Below are 21,834 nucleotides of genomic sequence, written 5' to 3' on the forward strand. Positions count from 1 at the left end.
CGTCCGTGACGCTCCCAAGGTTGCGCGGAGCGGCATCCGACCGACTGAGGCAGCGGTGTCAGAGGGGCCGCACCTGGCAGGCGGCCCTGAGTCGGGGACCGGGGTGAGATCAGCCCGGCAGTGTCGGCGGCGGGCCCGGCTGGGGGTCCTCCGCGTCGTAGGCCGACAGTGCCGTCTGGCGGTGGTCGAGGAGTTCGGCGAGGTCCTCGGCGGACAGGCGCTCGTGTGCCAGTTTCACCGTGGCGCGGCCTTCCAGGGCCGCCCACGCGTGCCGGGCGCGCTTGTTGGCACGGCAGCGGACGTCGCTGCGGAGGAAGCCCGCCCCGGCCGCGAAGCCGGCCGAGGCGAGGGCGAGGAGCGCGGCGGGAATGCGGGCGTCCGCCGTGGCGAGGCCGGCGGCTCCGGCGGTACCGGCGAGGAGGGCGGCCGGGAAGCCCAGGATGATGTGGGCCTTGGTCCAGAACTCGGCCCGGCGGTGGGCCAGTCCCTTCTGTTGCGTCGCCTCGTCCCGTAACCGCTCGATCTCGGCGCGCAGGCGGCGCTCGGGCCCGTCCGGGCCGAGAACCCTGGTGCCGTCAGCAGGAGTGGCCATGCGGGAATTGCAACACACCTGACGGGCAGGTGGATTGGTGCGTGCCGACAGCTTTCGGCCGCGTCGGTCGTGGACTTGCGACGGAACCGTGGACGTCGGACCGTCTACCCGTGCCGCAGCGCGAACCACAGCTCCATCCGGACGTCCACGTCGTCCAGGTCCGCGTCCAGCAGTGCCGCGCAGCGGCCGATGCGCTGGCGGACGGTGTTGCGGTGGACGGCCATGGCCGCGGCGGTGCGGTCCCAGCTGCCGTGCAGGGAGAGCCAGGTGCGCAGTGTCTCGACGAGTGCCGGGGAGTCCGCGAGCGGGGCCAGGCGCAGGCGGGCGGCGTCGAGGGAGAGCGGGTCGGCGGTCCGGTGGTGGACGAGATCCTTGCGGGTGGCGACCGCGTGGCGGACGGCCCGGGCCGCCTGGGCGTCGGCGGCCGGGAGTTCGTCGGGGCCGGCCGGGGCGCTCACGCCGAGCGTCCAGCCGGGCTGCGTCGTCGCCTCCCGGCCGGCCGGCAGCAGGATCCGTACGGTGCCGTCCGCGTCCGCGTCGACGAGCGCGCTGCCGAGGGCCGCGCCGAGGGCGGCAGCCGCGAAGGGGGAGCGGTCGCCGCGGGCGTGGACCACCGTCCACGGGCCCGGCCCGAGCAGCGGGGCCGTCTCGCCGGGCGCCGCGCCGAGCAGCAGCCGCACCAGCGCGGCGCTGCGTCCGGCGGCGTCGGTGTCCTGGTGCGGGGCGGTGAGCAGGGAGAGGAGTACGACGGCGACCCCGGCGACGGTGTGGTCGCCGGGCTCGCGGGCGGGCGTGGCCAGCCCGAGGACGAGGCCCTGGCTGCCGCCGAGGACGTAGGCGGCGAGATGCCGGTCGGCCACCCGGTCCGTCGCGGAGGCCGGGGCGGGGCGGGGTGACGTACCCGGGCCGACCACGCGCGCCAGCCTGGCCACGCCCGTCACCACGTCGGCCGCCGGTTCGCGGCCCGCCGCGTAGAGCCGTGTGCCGTCCGGGCCGAGCAGGACCGCCCAGCCCTCGAGCCGTACCGCGAGCTGGTGCAGCACCGCCGGTACCGGGTCGGGGCGGGCCGCCGCCGCGGCCAGGCCCTGCTGGGCCCGGGTCACCCGGCGCAGCTCGAGGTGGCGGGCCTCGGCCATCAGCCGCCACACGGTTCGGGCGACGGCGGTGAACGGGGTCTCGGGCGGCACCTCCAGCAGCGCCAGCCCGTGCCGTTCGCACGCGTCGACCAAGTCTGCGGGCACCGTGTCGTGGACGGGTGCCACGCCGAAGCCGAGCGCCACCGCGCCCGCCTCCACGACGCGTGAGACATAGCGGTCCGCGTCGGTCAGCAGCACGCCCGCGCTGAGCAGCAGCTCGCCGCCGAGCAGATACGGGTACGGGTCCGCCATCTCCGAGGTGTGGACCATGTGGACGACCGCCCCGTCGGCGGCGGGCGGGCCCGCGAGCCGGCGCAGGCCCAGCTCCCGGTCGGCGAGGAGTGCGGCCAGTGGGATCGGCGGGGTGGGTGGGGCCGCTGCGGGCTCCGGCATGGACGGTCCATCCATAGACGGCGAGGAGAATGGATGAAACGTACACTTCAGCAACGCCTTCCGACCACCTACCGTCGACTCTCACCAGTGGCACTCCCACCGGTGCCGCCCGAGGTGGCGCGACCAAGGCGGTGCGACCAGGGGTGCGCGGCTGAACCGGCTGTTGCGCGCGTAAAATCGTACAAATGAACTGAAAAGCACTGCGGTGCGATGAAGTGCCACAAAACGCAGGAAAGAAGGCATCCCCGGATGAGCAGCAACGAGCAGCCTCGCGGCCCCGTCGACTCCTCCCGCATCCCGCGGTACGCCGGACCCGCGACGTTCGCCCGGCTGCCCAGGCTCGACGAGGTCGGCCGCGCCGACGTCGCCGTGGTCGGCGTCCCCTTCGACTCCGGAGTCTCCTACCGCCCCGGCGCGCGCTTCGGCGGCAACGCGATCCGCGAGGCGTCGAGGCTCCTGCGCCCCTACAACCCGGCGCAGGACGCCTCGCCCTTCGCGCTCGCCCAGGTCGCGGACGCCGGCGACATCGCGGCCAACCCGTTCAACATCAACGAGGCCGTCGACACCATCGAGGCCGCCGCCGACGACCTGCTCGCAACCGGCGCCCGGATGATGACGCTCGGCGGCGACCACACCATCGCGCTGCCGCTGCTGCGCTCGGTCGCCAAGAAGCACGGCCCGGTCGCCCTGCTGCACTTCGACGCCCACCTCGACACCTGGGACACGTACTTCGGTGCGGAGTACACCCACGGCACACCGTTCCGCCGGGCCGTCGAGGAGGGCATCCTGGACACCTCCGCGCTCTCCCACGTCGGTACCCGCGGCCCGCTGTACGGCAAGCAGGACCTCACCGACGACGAGAAGATGGGCTTCGGCATCGTCACCTCCGCGGACGTCTACCGCCGCGGCGCCGACGAGGTCGCCGACCAGCTGCGCCAGCGCATCGGCGACCGCCCGCTGTACATCTCCATCGACATCGACTGCCTCGACCCGGCGCACGCCCCCGGCACCGGCACCCCCGAGGCCGGCGGCATGACCTCCCGCGAGCTGCTGGAGATCCTGCGCGGTCTCGCCTCCTGCAACCTGGTCTCCGCCGATGTCGTGGAGGTCGCCCCGGCGTACGACCACGCCGAGATCACGTCGGTCGCCGCCTCGCACACGGCGTACGAGCTGACCACGATCATGTCCCGCCAGATCGCGGCTGCGAAGATGTCGCAGTGACCCACGACCACGACCTGGTACTGCGCCCCACCGCCAAACAGACCGAGGCCGCGCTGAACCCTCCGGCCGGCCGCAACGGCGGCGACCTCGTCGTCGAAACCCTCTTCGGGCTCGGCGCGACGACCGTCTTCGGCCTGCCCGGCCAGCACGCGCTCGGCATGTTCGACGCGCTGCGCCGCTCGTCCCTGCGCTATGTCGGACTGCGCGTGGAGAACAACGCGGGCTTCGCCGCCGACGCGTACGGCCGCGTCACGGGCGAGGCGGCCCCGCTGCTGCTGTCGACCGGACCCGGCGCGCTCATGTCCCTGGCCGCGCTCCAGGAGGCGGCCGCGGCATCGGCGCCCGTGCTGGCGATCGGCAGCCAGGTGCCCACGGCCGGGCTCGGCGGCGGACGCCACGGCCATCTGCACGAGCTGCGCGACCAGCAGGCGTCGTTCCGCGACATCGTGAAGTCCGTGCACGTGGTGCGTACCGCCTCCCAGATCCCGTCCGCGATCGCGGCCGCGTGGGAGTCGGCGCTGACCGCCCCGCACGGGCCGGTGTGGGTGGAGATCCCGCAGGACGTCCTCCTCGCCGAGACCACCCTGCCGGTGGTCACCGCCATGGACGCCACGCCCGAGGACGTCGTGCCGCGCCCCGAACTGACCGCCGTCGCCGCCGACCTGCTGTCGAACGCCGCCAAGCCGGCGATCATCGCGGGCGGCGGAGTCGTCCGCTCCGACGCGTCCGGCAAGCTGCTGGCGCTCGCCGAGAAGCTCGACGTGCCGGTCGTCACCACCTTCGGCGGCAAGGGCGCATTCCCCTGGGAGCACCCCCTCTCCCTCCAGTCCTGGCTGGAGGACCGCCACACCACCGACTTCCTGGAGTCGGCCGACGTGCTGCTCGTCGTCGGGTCCGGGCTCGGTGAACTCTCCTCGAACTACCACACGTTCGCACCGCGCGGCCGGGTGATCCAGATCGAGGCGGACCTCGGCAAACTGGAGTCCAACCACCCCGCGCTCGGCATCCACGCGGACGCGCGCCTCGCGCTGTCCGCCCTGCTGGAGACGGTGTCGGAACGCGAGGACCCGTCGGCCGCCGAGTCCGTACGGGAGGTCCTGGGCGCGGTGCGGGCCCGGATCGACGCCCAGGAACTGATCCTGGAGCGGCAGATCCTCGCCTCGGTGCGCGAGGCCCTGCCGGACGACTCGCCCAGCTTCTGGGACATGACGATCCTGGCGTACTGGGCCTGGTCCGCGTTCGACGCCCGCCGGCCGGGCACCATGCACTCGGCGCAGGGCGCGGGCGGCCTCGGTTACGCCTTCCCGGCGGCGCTGGGCGCGGCGGTCGCCGACCACACCCGTCCGGTGCTCGCCGTCTCCGGGGACGGCGGCGCGATGTACTCCATCGCGGAGCTGGCCACCGCCCGCCAGTACGACCTGCCGGTGACCTGGCTGATCGTCGACGACGGCGGCTACGGCATCCTGCGCGAGTACATGAGGGACGCCTTCGGCGAGGCCACGGCGACCGAGCTGTCCCGCCCGGACTTCGTAGCCCTGGCCGAGTCCTTCGGTGTCCCGGCGGTCCGTACCAGCGCGGAGTCGCTCTCGGAGGACCTGGCGAAGGCCCTTGCCAGGCCAGGACCTTCGGTGGTCGTTCTTCCGGCACTCCTCAGGATGTTCGCCCCGACCCACCTCTGATGCTCCGAGGGCGGGGCGGTCATGGCTCTTGCCCCCGGTCCTGCTGATGTCGTCATTCGTGCTCGGGGACGCTTCCGAGGGCCGCGGCCGGGTCGACTTCCTCCCGGACCGCGCCGGTCGGAGATGCCGCCGCAGTACACGGACGGCCCGCGCACCCTGGACGGGGACGGGCTGCTGTGGGTCGGCGCCGCTCCGGGGCCGGAGGCCGGCGGCTGACACGACGCGACGCGACGCTTGAGGGTCGAGGGGGGCGCGCGAGCCGCCGTGCCCCGCCGGCGGCGCATCCGAGGCGGTGTCAGCCGATGGTCGTGGGCCGGCCGACCCGGGATCGGTTCGCCGCCCGACGTTCGAAGGCGGACACCTGAGCGACGACCGCCGCGTAGAACCGGTCTACGGCGTCGTCGACGCTGCGGATGAAGCCCGATTCGGCGTTCCCCCGAGTGGCGCCCATACCCTTGAAGAGGGACAGCCGGAAGCCGGTGATACGTGATCCGTCCTTGGGAACGAGGTCGCCCGGTTCGGGACGCAGGCGCTCCAGTGTTCCGCGTGGACCCTTGCCGTCCTCGAGCAGGGTTTCCACATGGAGGTCCGCGGGTGCTTCGGACAGAGCACGGACGAGGCGCTTGGCCGATGTGAGGGGGTAGTTGCCCTCCGGTGGCTGAACATCGACGGACGTGCGCAGCTTGCCCGTCCTGAGGTCGGCGACGATGGCCAGCACGCCGGGTGTGTCCTCGATCCGCAACTCCGCCGTCAAACGGCCGTCGTCGCACAACTGGTCCGCCAGCGCCAGCCGTCGGGCATGTGGGTCGGCACCGCGCCGGGCAGGCTGTACGGGAAACGCCTTGCGGCCGAGCTCGCCGCCCAGGCGCAGACACACCTGGCGCACGAGCTGCTCCCAGCTCTCCACGACGGCGAGAGCCCGCTGGTCCCCCTGGCAGAGCGTCTCGGTGTCGATGCCGTTCCGTACGGGCACCCAGGCCGGTCCCATGTTCTGGAAGCCGTGGCAACCGGAGTTCTCGTGTTGCAGGTAGTGGAGCAGTTCCTGGAGGAGCCACGCGTGCGTGGCACTGCCCACTCCTTCGTGGCGGATGAGCATCTGGGCCTGGTGGGCCACTTCGGCCCAGGACAGATGCCAGAGGGCGACCTTGTGCTTGCGCCGCCCGTCGGTTCTCACCTCGACGAGCGGCCGGCCCTCCAGCGCCACGTCGTTGGACAACGTGATCACGGCTTCGTATCCACGCCGTGCCGCGATGTCCATGTAGTTCTGGACCTGCTCGGACTTGAGCGCGTTCCCGTTCGTCTTGGTCTCGATCAGTGCCGTCCAGAGCTTGCCGGCGCGTTCCACACGCACCACACCGTCGGGCCGCTTGGGGGTGTCCCCGTGGGGGAGGGCGACCTCCGTGAACGTCTGCATGCGCCCGGCCGGCGCACCGAACGCGGCGGTGAGTCGGCGGCCCAGCTCCGGAACCTCGGCCATGACCGACAGCAGTACCGAGGTGGCCCGTGTCTCGCGTTCCTTGTCGCTTTTCAACGACGACGCGGGGAACAGCCGGGCGGAGGTCCACGAGTCGTTCTCGGCGAGTGACGGCTTGACCGTCTTGGGCAGGGTGATCTTCTTCTTGCTCGTACGAGGTCCGCGGGTACGCGCCGGCGTGCCCGGCTGCCTGTCCGCAGGCTGGGCCGCCGGACCGGCCTGCTCCGGGACAACCGCGGTCGCCGGTGCGGGTGTCGGCGCCGCCGACCGGGGCGCCGGCAAGGACGCGGAGACGGCCGAAGGTTGCTCTGCGGTCTCCTCCTCGTCGGCGTCGTCGGCGTCGTCGGCCTCGTCGTCCACGGTGATCCCGAAATCCGTGGCCAGACCTGCCAGTCCGGTCTCGTATCCCTGTCCGATCGCACGGAACTTCCAGTCCTCGGCCCGCCGGTAGAGCTCGCCGAAGATGAATGCGCTCTCCACGCTCGCGTCGGTGATCGAGAAGCCGAGCAACGGTTCCCCTGCCCGATCGGAGACCGTCACCCGCAGGTCGTTCAACTCCCCGAAGGCCGAGCCACCGTACTGGCTCGCGGCCACGACGATTCGCTCGACATCGGCAGGCACAGCGGTCAGATCCAGGCTGATGCGGTCCTCGCTGCCGTCGTCGGTCGGCTTCTTTCCCAGCAGTTGCACGCTGCCGTCCTGCGCGGCCGGGTTGTTGTAGAAGAAGAAGTCCCCGTCACCGCGTACCTTGCCGTTGCAGTCGAGGAGCAGTACCGAGACGTCGGCGTCCCCGTCCCCGGTCGCGCTGTTCCAGCGCAGACTCACCACCACCGAGTCGATGTCATCGCTCAGGGCCGCCAGGCCGACGTTGGATCCCTTAGCCATCTCCTGCATGGAGCCCCCAGGCATAGCCGCATCCGGGCACGCCGAAGCGGCCGCCATGCGTCGATCTGTGACGTCGTTCGCACTCTCCGTGCGCACGATGTGAACCGTAGCGGTCCCAAGGCACCCGTGTGGAGGTGAAGTGAGGACTTGATGTCGGATGATCGATCCTGCGCTCCTGTCACGCCCCGCGCCTGTCACGGGAAGAACGGCGGCCGGGTCTCGCGGGCGCGTCGGTGCCCGGAGGCCCTCATGAGGGGGCGGCACGTCGTGCATCACGACGTCGTCGGCGTGTTCCGCGAGGACGCCGGCCCCGTCTCCCCTGTGCGCGGCCGGGGCCCGGCGCTCGCTCAGGCTGCCTGTCCGCAGCCCGGGTCCGGCCCCGGGGCGTCTCGTGGACGTTTCCTACGGCGACGACTCTCCCGCCGACCCGGACTCATCACCCGCCGGCAGCTGCGGCGGCGTGCCCTGTGTCCACACCACACGCAGGGATGTCGCAGAGATGCGCCAGCCGTCGGGGGTCCGGCGGAGGTGGGTGTCCGTGCGGCCGGCGGAGACGAAAACATCCTCCGAGCCGTCGGCCAGGACATGGGTGCTCAGCTGGGCGCCGCGAGCGGTGGCCCGGTCGCCGTCGAGTTCGATGACCGGGTTGGTGGCCAAATGCACGGTCCGGTCGAAGAGCGCCATCGCGCGCCGGACGGTTGTGAGGAGCGCGTCCCGCCCACTGACGGTCCCGACGGGCATCTCGGCTGTGACGTCCTCGGTGTGGAAGGACCGGGCCCACTGCTCGTCCAGGACATCCCTGTCCCAGGAGCCCACGTAGCGGTCCAGCAGGTCGGTGATCTCGGCGCGGTCGGTCAGGGCGCGCAGCTCGTGCCGCATCCGGTCGATGCCGGAGTCCGTGTCGATGAAGGTGTCGGTGTCGGTGTCGGTGAAGGTGTTGGTGTCCATGCCCGGAAGCCTGGTACCTCAAGCTCACTTGAGGTCAAGACCTTCGATCGTCGCACTGCGCACTGGGCCCGGTCCTAGGTCCAGGGACCGGTCTTTGCCGCGGGGGGATGAAATCCGGGGTCGGCCGTGTTGGTGCATTCCGGAAGATCAGGTCCGAGGGGCCGAGGCGGAACCAACGGGGAGGCATCACGTGGCGGCGGAGCCAGAAGCGCAGGGATGGGCACGGCGGCTGTCCGGATACGCATGGCGGTACCGGACCAACGTCGTGCTCGCGCTCGGTTCGTCGCTGGGCGGCATGGCCGTCATGGCGCTCGTTCCGCTGATCATCAAAGTCGTCATCGACGATGTGATCACCACCGCGACACGGTCGCTGAACACATGGACCGGGCTGCTGGTCGCCGCTGCCGTGGCCGTCTACGTGATGACGTACATCCGCCGCTACTACGGTGGGCGACTCGCCCTGGATGTGCAGCACGATCTGCGCACCGACATGTACGGAACGATCAGCAGGCTCGACGGCCGGCGGCAGGACGAGCTGTCCACCGGTCAGGTGGTCGGCCGGGCCACCAGTGACCTCCAGCTGATCCAGAGCCTGCTTTTCATGCTCCCGATGACGATCGGGAACTTCCTCCTGTTCGCCATCTCCCTCGCCGTCATGGCATGGCTGTCCATGCCCCTGACGCTGATCGCGCTCGCCGTCGCCCCGGCCCTGTGGATCATCGCCAAGCGCAGCCGCACCCGGCTCCACCCCGCCACCTGGTACGCGCAGAGCCAGGCGGCGGCCGTCGCCGGCGTCGTCGACGGGGCCGTCAGCGGTGTTCGCGTGGTGAAGGGCTTCGGGCAGGAGGAGCAGGAGACCGGAAAGCTGCGCGAGGTCAGCAGGAAGCTCTTCGCGGCCAGGCTCCGGACGATCAAGCTCAATGCCAGGTATACGCCCGCACTGCAGGCCGTACCGGCCCTGGGCCAGGTCGCGATGCTCGCGGTGGGCGGCTGGCTGGCGACGAAGGGCGACATCACGCTCGGTACGTTCGTCGCCTTCTCGGCGTATCTCGCCCAGCTCGTCGGTCCGGTCCGTATGCTCGCGATGGTGCTGACCGTCGGCCAGCAGGCCAGGGCGGGTGTGGAGCGGGTCCTGGAGCTGATCGACACCGAGCCGAGCATCAAGGACGGCACGAAGGAGCTTCCGGCGGACGCCCCGGCCACCGTCGAGTTCGACGACGTGAGCTTCGAGTACACGGACGGCAGGCCGGTCCTGGACGGCTTCTCGCTGGAGATCGCCGCCGGGGAGACCGTCGCCGTCGTCGGCGCGTCCGGCAGCGGGAAGTCCACCGTGTCGCTGCTGCTGCCCCGCTTCTACGACGCCACCCGTGGCGCCGTCCTGGTCGGCGGCCACGATGTGCGCGAGCTGACGTTCGACTCGCTGCGGGCCGCCATCGGCCTCGTCCCCGAAGACAGCTTTCTTTTCTCCGACACGGTCCGGGCGAACATCGCCTACGGGGCTCCCGACGCCACCCAGGAGGAGATCGAGAAGGCGGCCCGCGCCGCCCAGGCGGACCGTTTCATCGCCGACCTCCCCGCGGGTTACGACACCAAGGTCGGCGAGCACGGCCTCACGCTCTCCGGCGGCCAGCGCCAGCGCATCGCCCTGGCCCGCGCGATCCTCACCGACCCGAGGCTGCTGCTGCTCGACGACGCGACCTCCGCCGTCGACGCCCGGGTCGAGCACGAGATCCACGAAGCCCTGGCCCGCGTCATGGCGGGGCGTACGACGCTGCTCATCGCGCACCGCCGCTCGACGCTGGGCCTCGCCGACCGGATCGCCGTCCTCGACGGCGGCCGGCTCGCCGACATCGGTACGCACGAGGAACTGGAGCGGCGTTCCGCGCTGTACCGGCGGCTGCTGACCGACCCGGACGAGCTGGGCGGCGTCTCGCCCGGACACGTCCTGCCGCCTGCCGGCCGTGAGCCGGACGAGGACCGCACGGTGCGGGACGAGCTGGACGCCGAGTTCGACGTCGAGCGCGGCATCACGCCCCGGCTGTGGGTACGGGACGAGCGCGCGGAGGAGGCCAAGGAGGACCCGGCGGCCACCCCCGAACTGCTCGCGCAGGTCGAGGCGCTGCCGCCGGCCACCGACACCCCCGACATCGACGAAGCAGCCGCCACCCGCCCCGAACCGGCGGGCGCGGCGGCCGGCGAGGGCGGCCGGCTGCGGGCCGTGCTCCGCGGCTTCGGGCTGCCGCTGCTGCTCAGCCTCGCCCTGGTCGCGGTCGACGCCGGCATGGGGCTGCTGCTGCCCGTGCTGATCCGGCACGGCATCGACGAGGGTGTCGAGCAGCTCGCGCTCGGCGCCGTGTGGGCGGCCTCCGCTCTCGCACTGGTCACCGTCCTCGTCCAGTGGGCCGGTCAGATCGGTGCGATGCGGATGACCGGCCGCACAGGCGAACGCGTTCTGTACTCCCTGCGCCTGAAGATCTTCACGCAGCTCCAGCGGCTCGGCCTCGACTACTACGAGCGCGAGCTCACCGGCCGGATCATGACCCGGATGACGACGGACGTGGACGCGCTGTCGACGTTCCTGCAGACCGGCCTGGTCACCGCATTCGTCTCGGTCGTCACCTTCTTCGGGATCATGGTCGCCCTCGTCGTCATCGACGTGGATCTCGCCCTCGTGGTCTTCGCGACCCTGCCCGTCCTGATCTTCGGCACGTACTTCTTCCGCAAGCAGAGCGTCAAGGCGTACGAGCTGGCGCGCGAACGTATCGGCGTCGTCAACGCCGACCTCCAGGAGTCCGTCGCCGGGCTGCGGATCGTGCAGGCGTTCCGCCGGGAACGGGCCGGGCGGGAGAGCTTCGCGGCCCGCAGCGACAGCTACCGCAGGGCCCGAGTCCGGGGCCAGTGGCTGATCTCGGTCTACTTCCCGTTCGTCCAGCTGCTCGCGGCGGTCGCCACGGCCCTCGTGCTGATCGTCGGCGCGGGCCGGATCGAGGCGGGGACGCTGACCACCGGCGCGCTCGTCGCCTACCTGCTCTACATCGAGCTGTTCTTCGCGCCGGTGCAGCAGCTCTCCCAGGTCTTCGACGGCTACCAGCAGGCGGCGGTGTCCCTGCGCCGCGTGCAGGAACTGCTGCGGGAGCCGACCTCGACGGTCGTGCCCGACGACCCGCGCGAGGTGCGGGAACTGCGCGGCGACATCGCCTTCGAGGACGTGTCGTTCGCCTACGGCGACGACGAGGAGGCCCTGACCGGCGTCGACCTGCGCATCCCCGCCGGTCAGACCGTCGCCTTCGTCGGCGAGACCGGCGCGGGCAAGTCGACCGTCGTCAAGCTGGTGGCGCGCTTCTATGACCCGACCGGCGGACGGGTCACCGTGGACGGCCAGGATCTGCGGGAGCTGGACCTGACCGCGTACCGGCACCGGCTCGGCGTCGTCCCGCAGGAGGCGTACCTCTTCGCCGGCACCGTCCGTGACGCCATCGCCTACGGCCGCCCCGGCGCGAGCGACGCCGAGGTGGAGGCCGCCGCACGGGCCGTCGGCGCGCACGACATGATCGCCACGCTCGACGGCGGCTATCTCCACGAGGTCGCCGAGCGCGGCCGGAACCTCTCGGCCGGCCAGCGTCAGCTCATCGCACTGGCCCGCGCCGAACTCGTCGCCCCCGACGTGCTGCTGCTCGACGAGGCGACGGCCGCCCTCGACCTGGCCACCGAGGCACAGGTGAACCAGGCGACGGATCGGCTGACCGGCCGGCGGACGACCCTCGTCGTCGCCCACCGGCTCACCACCGCCGCCCGCGCCGACCGGGTGGTGGTGATGGACGACGGCCGGGTCGCGGAGGACGGCACCCACGACGAACTGCTCGCACTGGACGGCCGGTACGCCGCACTGTGGCGCACCTTCATCGGCGAGGGCATAGAGGGGCTGGGGGAGGACGAACCGGCGGCGGTGTGACGGCAGCGGGCCGGCGAACGACTCGGCCGCGATCGTCGTCGAGGTGACGGGCGGGCGGCGGTTCCGCGACGGGCGGCTCAGGGGCCTCCGGCTACCTCGCGTCCACCGGCTCCGCCACGGGAGGCCGGGGCGGCTCCGGAGGCTTTGCCGGTTCAGGCTCGTCCGCCTCCGGCGGCAGTGCGACCTCTGCGGCAGCGGACGGCAGCGGCTGGCACTGGGTCGCCGAGCGCCAGCGGCAACCTCGCGTCCACCGGCTCCGGTTCAGCGCTGCCTCCCGCCCGTGGCGACCGCCGCGGCGGTCGCTACGCGCGCCGGTGTCGTTCCCGCACTGCGCCGTCCCCGGGTCCAGAGGCTGTAGCGGACGCGGCCGGTCGCAACCAATCACGACCCCCGTGCGTCGTACGGATGTACGGAGCAGTGGCAGTGGGGGGCAAGGGTGTTCGGTGGGGTCGGAAGCAGGGGTGCGGGGTGGCCGGGGCGTGCGACGGCACTGGTCGCGGCGGTCGCGGCGCTGACCGTCGCGGGCCCGGCGGTCCCGGATGCAGAGGCGGCGGCGCCGTGCCCGGGCCGGCTGGCGAAGACGGTCACCTTCTCGACCGGCGAGCTGCGCGTCTACGAGCGCGGCGACTACGCCTGCGCCGTCACGTTGGCCAAGCGCCCCGGTGTCAGGCGGTCCATGTCCGTGTCCCTCCAGCCCCGTGGCGGACGTGCCGACAAGGACAGCGGGAGGTTCACCCGGCAGGCCGGGCCGGTCACCGTGCACTCCCTCAACCGCTGTGTTCGCGCCACCGGTTCGGTCTCCGGGGTCTCCCGCTCCACCGGGTGGATCCTGTGTTGATCAGCCACTGAGCCCAACTCGCTCTGGCGGGGCCCCTGTTGGCACCGCTAGGTTCACCGCGTCCACTTTCGACCAAAGGGGAGGGTGAATGCGCAAGGCGCTCAGATGGCTGTTGTCGCTCGTGGTGCTCATAGGCACCGTGAGCGCCGCCGGTGCCACGGCGAACGCGGCCACCGCCGCCGGGCCCGCGGCCGGCACAGACATCAAGGACCGGATCCTGTCCGTCCCGGGCATGAGCCTCATAGAGGAGAAGCCGTACCCGGGTTACCGATTCTTCGTCCTCGACTACACACAGCCGGTCGACCACCGGCGTCCGTGGCGCGGCACGTTCAAGCAGCGGATCACCGTGCTGCACAAGGACACCAGCCGCCCCACTGTCTTCTTCACCTCCGGCTACCACGTGTCCACCTCGCCGCGCCGCAGCGAGCCCACGGCCATCATCGACGGCAACCAGGTCTCCCTGGAGTACCGCTACTTCACGCCGTCCCGCCCCGCGCCCGCCGACTGGTCCAAGCTGGACATCTGGCAGGCCGCGAGCGACCAGCACCGGGTCTTCACGGCGCTGAAGAAGATCTACGACCGGAAGTGGATCGCCACCGGGGGCTCCAAGGGCGGCATGACCGCCACCTACTACGAGCGCCACTACCCGCGCGACATGGACGGTGTCGTCGCGTACGTCGCACCGAACGACGTCGTCGACAAAGAGGACAAGGCGTACGACCGGTTCCTGGCCAACGTCGGTACCCCGGAGTGCCGGGACAAGCTGAACGCCGTGCAGCGCGAGGCCCTGGTCCGCCGTGAGCCGCTCACGGCCGTCTACGAGAAGTACGCCGCGGACTCCGGGTACACGTTCGAGACCGTCGGCAGCCTGGACCGGGCGTACGAGGCGGCCGTGCTCGACTTCGTGTGGGCGTTCTGGCAGTACAGCCGACTCTCCGACTGCGAGGCGATCCCGGCCGCGGCCACCGCGTCCGACCAGGAGATCTTCGACACGGTCGACGCGATCGCCGGGTTCTCGTTCTACGCCGACCAGGGGCTCGCCCCGTACACGCCGTACTACTACCAGGCGGGCACCGAGCTCGGATCGCCCGACATCAGGCAGCCCCACCTGGACGGCCTGAGCCGCTACGGCTACCAGCCGCCGCGGACCTTCGTCCCGCGCGACATCCCGATGCGCTTCAAGCCGTGGGTGATGAGGGACATCGACACCTGGGTGCGGCACCACGCCGATCGGATGATGTTCGTCTACGGCGAGAACGACCCGTGGGGAGCCGAGCCGTTCCGGGTCGGCAAGTACACCCGTGACAGCCACGTCTACACCGCGCCGGGTGCCAACCACGGGGCGAATGTGGCCGGTCTGGTGGCGGACCAGAAGGCGGAGGCCACCGCCGCCATTCTGCGCTGGGCGGGCGTGGCCCCGGCCACGGTCCAGGAGGATCCGTCGAAGGCCAGGCCGCTGGCGAAGGCCGACGCGAGGCTCGACAAGCGCGATCTGGAGCGCGAGCCCCTGCTGCGTCCGTGAGCGGGCCGACAGACTGAGGGCAGTGCCCCGCCACTCGTCACGAGCGGCGGGGCACTGCTCTGTGCCGACCGCCTGACCTACCGGTTCGACAGCCCGCCTGGCCTACCGGTACGAAGCCCGTCTGGCCTACCGATACGACAGCCCGTGGCCGATCGGGAACAGCACCTGTGACGGGTCGTCCGCCCGCTGCACCGGCACCGGCAGGCGTCCCCGCGGCTCCGCGCTGCCGGCGAGCACCCGTGCCGCCGCGCGCAGTTCGACGTCGGTCCACGCGTAGGCCGCAAGTGCCGCCGCCACGCCGTCGAGCCGTGCGATGTCGTACGGATTGCGGACGGCGAGCGCCACCACCGGCACGCCCGTCGCGACCAGCCGGGCCACCAGCGTGCGCTGCGAACTGGCCGCGGAGACGTTGTACGTGCAGACGACGACCACGTCCTTGCCCTGCGCGGCGGCCACCGCCTCCGCGATCTTCGTGCTGCTCGGTGCGGTCCCCGTCGGCAGCGCGGTGGCCCGGAAGCCCAGCTCGCCCAGGGCGTTCGCCAACACGGTCGTCGGCGGCCCGGTCGTACCGCTGGGCGACGCGAGGTCGGGGCCGACGACCAGGACGTCGCCGTGGCTGCGCCGGCTCAGCGGCAGCAGCCCGTCCGGGTTGGTCAGCAGCGTGGTCGTTCGTTCGGCGATCCGGTCGGCGGCGGCGAGGTGCGAGCGGGTGCCGACGGTGCGGTCCACTCCGCGCCCGGAGACGAAGGGGTCACGGAACAGACCCAGTCTCTCCTTGAGCAGCAGGATGCGCAGGATCGATTCGTCGAGCCGGGTCCCGGTGATCTCACCGTTTCTGACCGCGTCCATCACCCCGTTCCAGGCGATCGCCAGGTCCGGCGGGTTGAGCAGCTGGTCCACGCCCGCGAGCAGCGCGAGTACCGGCACCCGGTGGTCACCGTACTTCTCCCGCACGCCCTCCATGTTGAGGGCGTCCGTGACCACCACGCCGTCGTAGCCGAGCTCCTCGCGCAGGATGCCCGTGAGGATGGGGTGGGACAGCGTCGCCGGGTCGTTGCTGGGGTCGAGGGCCGGGAACTGGATGTGCGCCGTCATGATGGAGTCGATCCCGGCCGCGATCGCGGCCCTGAACGGCGGTGCGTCGATCTCCTCCCACTCCTGACGGGTGTGCGGGATGACCGGGATGCCGGTGTGGCTGTCGACCGTGGTGTCGCCGTGGCCGGGGAAGTGCTTGGACGTCGCCGCGATGCCCGCGCTCCGGTAGCCCTTGACCTGTGCGGCGACCATCCGGGCCACCGCGGCCGGGTCCGCGCCGAAGGACCGTACGCCGATGACCGGGTTGGCAGGGTTGACGTTCACGTCGGCGACGGGCGCGTAGTTCTGGACGATGCCCATCGCCGCGAGCTCCGCGCCCGCGATCTGCGCGGCCCTGCGGGCGGACGAGACGGACCCGCCGGCTCCGAGCGCCATCGCCCCCGGCATCAGGGTCGCCGGCTTGCCGACTCGGGTGACGATGCCGTGCTCCTGGTCGGTGGAGATCAGCAGCGGCACGGGGGTGGGCTGCGCGAGTCCCGCGCGCTGGATGCCGTTGGAGAGGCCGGCGATCTGGTGCGGGTCACGCGTGTTGTGCGCCCAGGAGAAGTAGATGATGCCGCCGACGTGGTACTCGGCGATGAGTTCGGCGGCGTTGCGTACGCCCATCTCTGCAAGGTTGAGGTCGATGTCGGCCTGGTCGGGGTCCGTGGCCGAGTGGCCGTAGACCCTCATCACGAAGAGCTGGCCGACCTTCTCTTCGAGGCTCATCCCCGAGACGATCCGCTCGAGCCGGTGCCGCGTGCCGTGGGATGCGGTGGCGGCCGTCGCGGCCGCCGCTGAACCGGGCGCCGCCGTGGCGATCGCGCCTGCGGCGACGGCGGTCGCGGTGAGAAGGGTGCGTCTGGAGAGGTTCCGGTCGTGCACTGGTGCTCCTTCCGGGCCTTGCTCGACATGCTCGACAGGGGCGTTGCACAAGGGAGTTGAAGGAAACTTCCAAGGTGTCACGGATATCTGGAAACTAACTGCCAGGTCAAGGCCCCGCGCACGAACGTCACCGGGCCGGCGGGCCGGAACGGGTGCCCGGCACTGGCCGCCGACGGGCTGGAACGGGTGCCCGAATGCCGGTGGCGGAGGCGCATGGCCTGCGCTGACGCGCCGGTGGTCGGCAGGCCGTGGAAGGGGTTCTACGGCCGGTACCGGCAGGCCGGCGGAGGACTCGACCGGTGGTCGGCAGGCCGTGGAAGGGGTTCTACGGCCGGTACCGGCAGGCCGGCGGAGGACTCGAGTGTGCGCCGCGACCGGTGTCGGCAGGTCGCGGCGCACACTCATGGGCCCGCATCGGCAGGCCGCGACCCGCGCTCACGTGCCGGTGGCGACCTCCGGCCAGAGCCTCTGCAGCGTCCGCACCGTCTCCGTGATCGCGGGCCGCCTCGCCGCCCCCGTACGCCACAGGGCGTGCAGCCGGCGGGTCGGCACGGGGGCCAGCTGTACGGCCGCGACCTGCGGCGGCAGCTGCCCCCGCCCCAGTCGGGGGACCAGCGCCACGCCGAGGCCGGCGGCCACGAGGGCGACCTGCGTGTGGTTCTCCTCCGCCTGATGCGCGATCAGGGGCTCGCAGCCGGCGGCGCGCAGCGTGCGCAGCAGCCAGTCGTGACAGACCGTGCCGGGCGGCTGGGTGATCCACCGCTCGCCCTTCAGGTCCTCGCGCCGGACGGAGTCCGCTGCGGCCAGAGGGTGGCCCGCCGGGACCAGCACGTCGCACATGTCGTCACCGATGACGGCCTGCTCGACGCCGGGCGGGGCCGGCAGCGGCGCGATGTCCCAGTCGTGCGCCACCGCCAGGTCGATCGCGCCGCGTGCGACGAGATCGACGGACAGGTGCGGGTCGACCTCGTGGAGCCGGGCGTCCAGTTCGGGGTGGCGCCGGGCGAGATCCGCGAGCACGTGCGGCATCAGCCCGCGGGAGGCGCTGGCGAAACAGGCGATGGAGAGCCGCCCGGTCGGCTCGCCGCGCCGCTCCTCGAGACGTACCTCGGCCTCTTCGACCAGGGACAGCAACTGCTGGGCGGTGGCCGCCAGCTGTGTCGCCTCGTCGGTCAGCCGGACGCCGCGGCCCTCGCGTTCGAGGAGCGTGGTGCGGGTCTCCCGTTCGAGCTTGGCGATCTGCTGCGAGACCGCGGAGGGCGTGTAGCCGAGCGCGGCGGCCGCCGCGCCGACCGTGCCGTGGACCGAGACGGCGTGCAGGGCGCGCAGTCGGCCGAGGTCGAGCATGGTCGCTCTCCTTTCGACGCACCTTCACCGGCATTTCATTAGTGCTGCTTCATCCAACCATGAACGAATGCGCGCTGGTGCTACATGGTGCCTGGGGGTGAGGCTCGATGTCATGCGCCCCGCCCATATCGCTCTCGCCGCCCTGGTCGCCGCCGTCTGGGGGGTCAACTTCGTCGTCATAGAGATCGGTCTCGACCACTTCCCGCCCCTGCTCTTCTCCGCCCTGCGCTTCCTTGCCGCCGCGCTGCCCGCCGTGGTCTTCGTCGGCCGGCCGAAAGTCGCCTGGAAATGGATCGCCGGCGTCGGACTGGTGCTGGGCGTCGCCAAGTTCGGCCTGCTCTTCACGGGTATGGACCGGGGGGCTCCCGCCGGGCTCGCCTCGCTGATCCTGCAGGTCCAGGCGGTTTTCACGGCCCTGTTCGCCTTCGCAGTCCTCGGCGAACGGCCGGGCCGGGTGAGGGCCGCGGGCATGGCCGTGGCGCTGGCCGGTATCGCGGTCGCCGCCGTCGACGAGGGCGCCTCCGGACCACTTCTCGGCTTCGCCCTGGTCATCGCCGCGGCGGTCTGCTGGGGCGTCTCCAACGTCCTGACGCGCAAGGCGTCCCCGTCGGACGCCCTGAACTTCATGGTGTGGGTGAGCACCGTTCCGGTCATCCCGCTGCTCGGCCTGTCGCTCCTCATGGAGGGCGTGGACCGCGACCTGGCGGCACTTCGCTCGCTCGACTGGACGGGCGCGGGCGTCATCCTCTATGTCGCCTGGGTCACCACGGTCTTCGGCTTCGGCGCCTGGGGGTGGCTGCTCCGGCGCCACCCGGCGTCGTCGGTGGCCCCGTTCTCCCTCCTCGTGCCGGTCTTCGGCATGTCGTCGGCGTTCCTGATCCTCGACGAGCCGGTGAGCCCGTTGCGGTGGTGTGCGGCGGCGCTGCTGGTCGGCGGCGTCGCCCTCACGACTCTGCCCGGCCGCCGCCGCAGGCCCCGCACGGCCGTACGGGAGCAGGAGCCGCCGACCTCCGGCCGGGCCTGACGCTCCGACGTGCCTGCGGCACGGTGTCGGCCCGCCAAGGGTGCGGCCGGTGATCGCCGGGCGTCAGGGGCCCCGGCTCGGCACGCACCGGCGGCAGGAGCGGCGCCGCGGGGGAAACGGGCCCTCATCGTGTCGATGCACAGGTCGCGGGAGGTGGGGGCGCCGAACCGCCCCCTGGCGGCCCGGGTTCAGCTCACCGCGAGGAGATGCTCCCGGCCCGCAGTCAGCAGGCCCGGCAGCTCCGGCGCCGTCGGGTACCACCGCTTCTCGTACTCCCAGCACACCCAGCCGTCCGGGTCCGCGAGCGCCAGGCACTCGGCCAGCGGCAGTACCCCCCGGCCCAGCGGAAGCGGCGTCAGGTCGTCACGCGAAGCCACGTCCTTGACCTGGATGTAGCCGAGGAACGGGCTCAGTGCCGCGTGGGTCATCTCCGGTGCCTCACCGCCGAGCCAGGTGTGCATCACGTCCCACAGGGCGCCCGCGTGCTTGTGGCCGACCGGGCCGAGGACACGGCTGACATCGGCACCCGTGCGGTGCGAGTCGTGCGTCTCCAGCAGGATGCGTACGCCGAGATCGGCCGCCGTCTCCGCGGCGGCGCCCAGCCGGCGGGCGGCGATCGCGTCGGCCTCGGCCGGGTCCAGGTCACCGCCGCCCGGGAACACACGGACGAACGGGGCACCGAGGTCCTTGGCCAGCCGGCAGAGGCCCTCCACCTCCTTGATCACGGGGCCGTCGTCGCCGGTCGCCGCGACCCGCGCGTACCCGGCGACGGCCAGGATCTCGACGCCCGCGCGCTCGAACTCCCGGATCGCCTCCGCGCGTTCCGTCGTGCCGATGCCCGGATGTACCGGCTCCTCCGGATGGGCCCGCAGCTCGACGCCCTGGTACCCGCTGTCGGCGGCGAGACGGGCCACCTCCCTCAGCGGCCTGCCCGGCACGCCCAGGGTCGAGAAGGCGAACTTCATCGATCCGTTCCTTCCTGTAGCTCGAGCCGCCAGTCCTGACCGGTCAGCTCCGCTCCGTACGAGCGGTGCGGCTCCTCGGCGACGAGGGTGAACCCGGCCCGCTCGTAGATCCGGCGGGCCGCGGTCAGTACGTCGTTGGTCCACAACACCATGTCCCGGTACCCGGCCTCCCGCGCGAAATCCACGGCCGTGCGCACCAGCCGGTCGCCGAGTCCGTGTCCGCGAGCCTCGGGCTCGACGAGCAGCAGCCGCAGCCGGGCCGTGGCCGGTGTCTCGTCCCGTACGCACATCACCGAGCCCACCGGCCGACCGTCCAGCTCGGCCATCCACACCCGCTCGAGCAGCGGATCGTGGTCCTGCGCGAAATCCGCGACGATACGGGCGACCAGGCCCTCGAAGCCGACGTCCCACCCGTACTCCGCGGCGTACAGCGCGCCGTGCCGCTGGACGATCCACCCCAGGTCACCGGGGGCGGGTCCGCGCAGCACCGGCTCCGGCTCCGCGGCGGCACCACGGGCCGCGGACAGCAGCTCCCGGACGGTGCGCAGTGCCCCGGAGAGCCGCTCCCGATCCTGCTCGGGCACCGCGTCGAGCAGGGTGCCGACCGCCTGCCGCGACCGCTCGTCGAGGAGCGCGGCGGCTTCCCGGCCCCGCTCCGTGAGGGTGATCCGCTGCCGCCGCGGATCCCGCTCGGACGGCGCCCGCCGGACGAGCCCGTCCCGCTCGAACCCGGCGAGCAGCCGGCTGAGGTAGCCGGCATCCAGCGAGAGCTCACCGCGGAGGTCGGCGGCGTCGGTGCGCGGACTGTGCGCCAGCTCGTACAGCACCCGGGACTCGGTGAGCGTGTACGGCGTGTACAGATGTCTGCCGTAGTCGAGGGCACCGATGAGGTTGGTGTAGAAGCGGTTGAAGGCGCGGATCTCCTGGATCGGCATGAGCGGTGTAACCGGCGTGGTCGGTGTGGTCGGCATGATCGGACTCCGAGCGTCATCGTTGACCGAGTCAACGCTACGTCGCAGGATCGCGCCCCACAAGACCCCACTGCGGTCCCGGCGCGCCGCGGATCCGGACATCCGGCCGTCCCGTGACGACCGGCCGGGCGGACGGGGTCGCCACGCAGAGGGTTCGTCGAGTCGGAGGTCCCCTGCGAGCGCGCGCCTGCGCGGCCGGAGCGAGGGCCCCGGCCGCGCAGTCCGTCGCCGACCCGCGACGGTTCGTTCAGGATGCGGACGTAGGGCCGCGATCGGTGCACAGCGCCCAGATGACGAACACGCCGATCGCGATGGACACGACCGCCCAGACCGGCTGATACGGCAGCCACATGAACTGGAAGACGACGGCCAGCGCGGCCAGCGCCACACCGAGTCCCCGTGCCCAGCCGGCGCCCTGAAGAATGCCCCAGCCCGTGACGGCCAGCAGCACACCGAGGATCAGGTGGATCCAGCCCCAGGCGGTGAGGTCGAACTCGAAGACGTAGTCACCGACCAGCCTGTACACGTCGTCCCCCGCGATGGCGGCGATCCCGGCAAGGATGCCGAGGATGCCTTCCACCAGCAGCAGTACACCGGCGAACACCGTTCCGCCGGACGCCCAGGCGCGCGCGGTGCCCCCGCTGTGCGGGGCGGGCCCGGAGTTTCGGGTTGCGTTGGTCATGTCCGTTCTCCGTCTCTCCTCCGGCTCCCTGCGGAGCCAGGGCTCCAGCCTGCGTGCGGGCCGGGGGGACGGCGAGCGGGTGTGGGCCGGTCGGGTGAGGGGCCCGGCCCGGTCGGCGCGGGGTGCCGGACCGGCCCGTCATCGCTCGCGTGGCGCGGGGTGCCGGACCGGCCCGTCATCGCTCGCGTGGCGCGGGGTGCCGGACCGGCCCGTCATCGCTCGCGTGGCGCGGGGTGCCGGACCGGC

15 protein-coding genes are annotated in these 21,834 nt (G+C 72.0%); 6 read left to right on the forward strand and 9 right to left on the reverse strand.

Annotated elements, in window-relative coordinates:
• Window positions 1-109 precede the first annotated feature (109 nt).
• Both AB0903_RS10730 and AB0903_RS10735 read right to left on the reverse strand, forming a co-directional pair.
• The gene (locus AB0903_RS10730) at window positions 110-592 is read right to left on the reverse strand and encodes a hypothetical protein (protein WP_366701154.1); all 483 of its coding nucleotides are present in this window, start codon (window positions 590-592) and stop codon (window positions 110-112) included.
• Between the two features lie 104 nt (window positions 593-696).
• Complete coding sequence (locus AB0903_RS10735) at window positions 697-2,121, reverse strand: PucR family transcriptional regulator (RefSeq protein WP_366701156.1); 1,425 nt, start codon at window positions 2,119-2,121, stop codon at window positions 697-699.
• A gap of 249 nt (window positions 2,122-2,370) precedes the next feature.
• Between AB0903_RS10735 and speB the strand changes: the two genes are divergently transcribed.
• Window positions 2,371-3,342: an agmatinase gene (speB, locus tag AB0903_RS10740; protein WP_366701158.1), complete on the forward strand. Its 972-nt coding sequence runs from the start codon at window positions 2,371-2,373 to the stop codon at window positions 3,340-3,342.
• Entirely contained in the window at window positions 3,339-5,021 is a 1,683-nt protein-coding gene (locus tag AB0903_RS10745) for a thiamine pyrophosphate-binding protein (RefSeq protein WP_366701160.1), read from the forward strand. The genes speB and AB0903_RS10745 overlap by 4 nt, the downstream gene beginning before the upstream one ends.
• 295 nt (window positions 5,022-5,316) lie before the next feature.
• Here the strand turns inward: AB0903_RS10745 and AB0903_RS10750 are convergent, their stop codons facing one another.
• Window positions 5,317-7,380, reverse strand: coding sequence for a TerD family protein (locus AB0903_RS10750; RefSeq protein ID WP_366701162.1), 2,064 nt, complete (start codon window positions 7,378-7,380; stop codon window positions 5,317-5,319).
• Between the two features lie 402 nt (window positions 7,381-7,782).
• Window positions 7,783-8,328: a nuclear transport factor 2 family protein gene (locus AB0903_RS10755; protein ID WP_366701164.1), complete on the reverse strand. Its 546-nt coding sequence runs from the start codon at window positions 8,326-8,328 to the stop codon at window positions 7,783-7,785.
• 190 nt (window positions 8,329-8,518) lie between these two features.
• On the opposite strand from AB0903_RS10755, the gene AB0903_RS10760 reads away from it, so the two are divergent.
• The 3 genes from AB0903_RS10760 to AB0903_RS10770 all read left to right on the forward strand — a co-directional run bounded on the left by AB0903_RS10760 (window position 8,519) and on the right by AB0903_RS10770 (window position 14,640).
• Window positions 8,519-12,280 (forward strand): ABC transporter ATP-binding protein, encoded by a 3,762-nt coding sequence (locus AB0903_RS10760; RefSeq protein ID WP_366701166.1) that lies wholly within the window; start codon window positions 8,519-8,521, stop codon window positions 12,278-12,280.
• 490 nt (window positions 12,281-12,770) lie between these two features.
• On the forward strand, window positions 12,771-13,118 hold the full coding sequence (locus AB0903_RS10765) for a hypothetical protein (protein ID WP_366701188.1): 348 nt from the start codon (window positions 12,771-12,773) through the stop codon (window positions 13,116-13,118).
• Window positions 13,119-13,206: 88 nt separating this feature from the next.
• Window positions 13,207-14,640: a S28 family serine protease gene (locus AB0903_RS10770; protein ID WP_366701168.1), complete on the forward strand. Its 1,434-nt coding sequence runs from the start codon at window positions 13,207-13,209 to the stop codon at window positions 14,638-14,640.
• Window positions 14,641-14,766: 126 nt separating this feature from the next.
• On the opposite strand, the gene AB0903_RS10775 is transcribed toward AB0903_RS10770, so the two are convergent.
• Window positions 14,767-16,599 (reverse strand): glycoside hydrolase family 3 protein, encoded by a 1,833-nt coding sequence (locus AB0903_RS10775; protein WP_366701170.1) that lies wholly within the window; start codon window positions 16,597-16,599, stop codon window positions 14,767-14,769.
• Between the two features lie 435 nt (window positions 16,600-17,034).
• A complete protein-coding gene (locus AB0903_RS10780; protein ID WP_366701172.1) occupies window positions 17,035-17,946 on the reverse strand; it encodes a LysR family transcriptional regulator in 912 nt (303 codons plus the stop codon).
• Between the two features lie 112 nt (window positions 17,947-18,058).
• Here AB0903_RS10780 and AB0903_RS10785 point away from each other — a divergent pair, with 112 nt between their 5' ends.
• Window positions 18,059-18,970: an EamA family transporter gene (locus AB0903_RS10785; RefSeq protein WP_366701190.1), complete on the forward strand. Its 912-nt coding sequence runs from the start codon at window positions 18,059-18,061 to the stop codon at window positions 18,968-18,970.
• Between the two features lie 188 nt (window positions 18,971-19,158).
• Here AB0903_RS10785 and AB0903_RS10790 read toward each other — a convergent pair whose 3' ends face one another.
• The 3 genes from AB0903_RS10790 to AB0903_RS10800 form a co-directional block, all read right to left on the reverse strand.
• Window positions 19,159-19,935, reverse strand: coding sequence for a sugar phosphate isomerase/epimerase family protein (locus AB0903_RS10790; protein ID WP_366701174.1), 777 nt, complete (start codon window positions 19,933-19,935; stop codon window positions 19,159-19,161).
• Complete coding sequence (locus AB0903_RS10795) at window positions 19,932-20,870, reverse strand: helix-turn-helix domain-containing GNAT family N-acetyltransferase (protein WP_366701192.1); 939 nt, start codon at window positions 20,868-20,870, stop codon at window positions 19,932-19,934. Before AB0903_RS10795 ends, AB0903_RS10790 begins: the two co-directional genes overlap by 4 nt.
• A gap of 283 nt (window positions 20,871-21,153) precedes the next feature.
• Window positions 21,154-21,588 (reverse strand): hypothetical protein, encoded by a 435-nt coding sequence (locus AB0903_RS10800; RefSeq protein ID WP_366701176.1) that lies wholly within the window; start codon window positions 21,586-21,588, stop codon window positions 21,154-21,156.
• Between the last annotated feature and the right edge of the window lie 246 nt (window positions 21,589-21,834).

Source organism: Streptomyces sp. NPDC048389 (assembly GCF_040706335.1).
Taxonomy (GTDB): Bacteria; Actinomycetota; Actinomycetes; order Streptomycetales; family Streptomycetaceae; genus Streptomyces.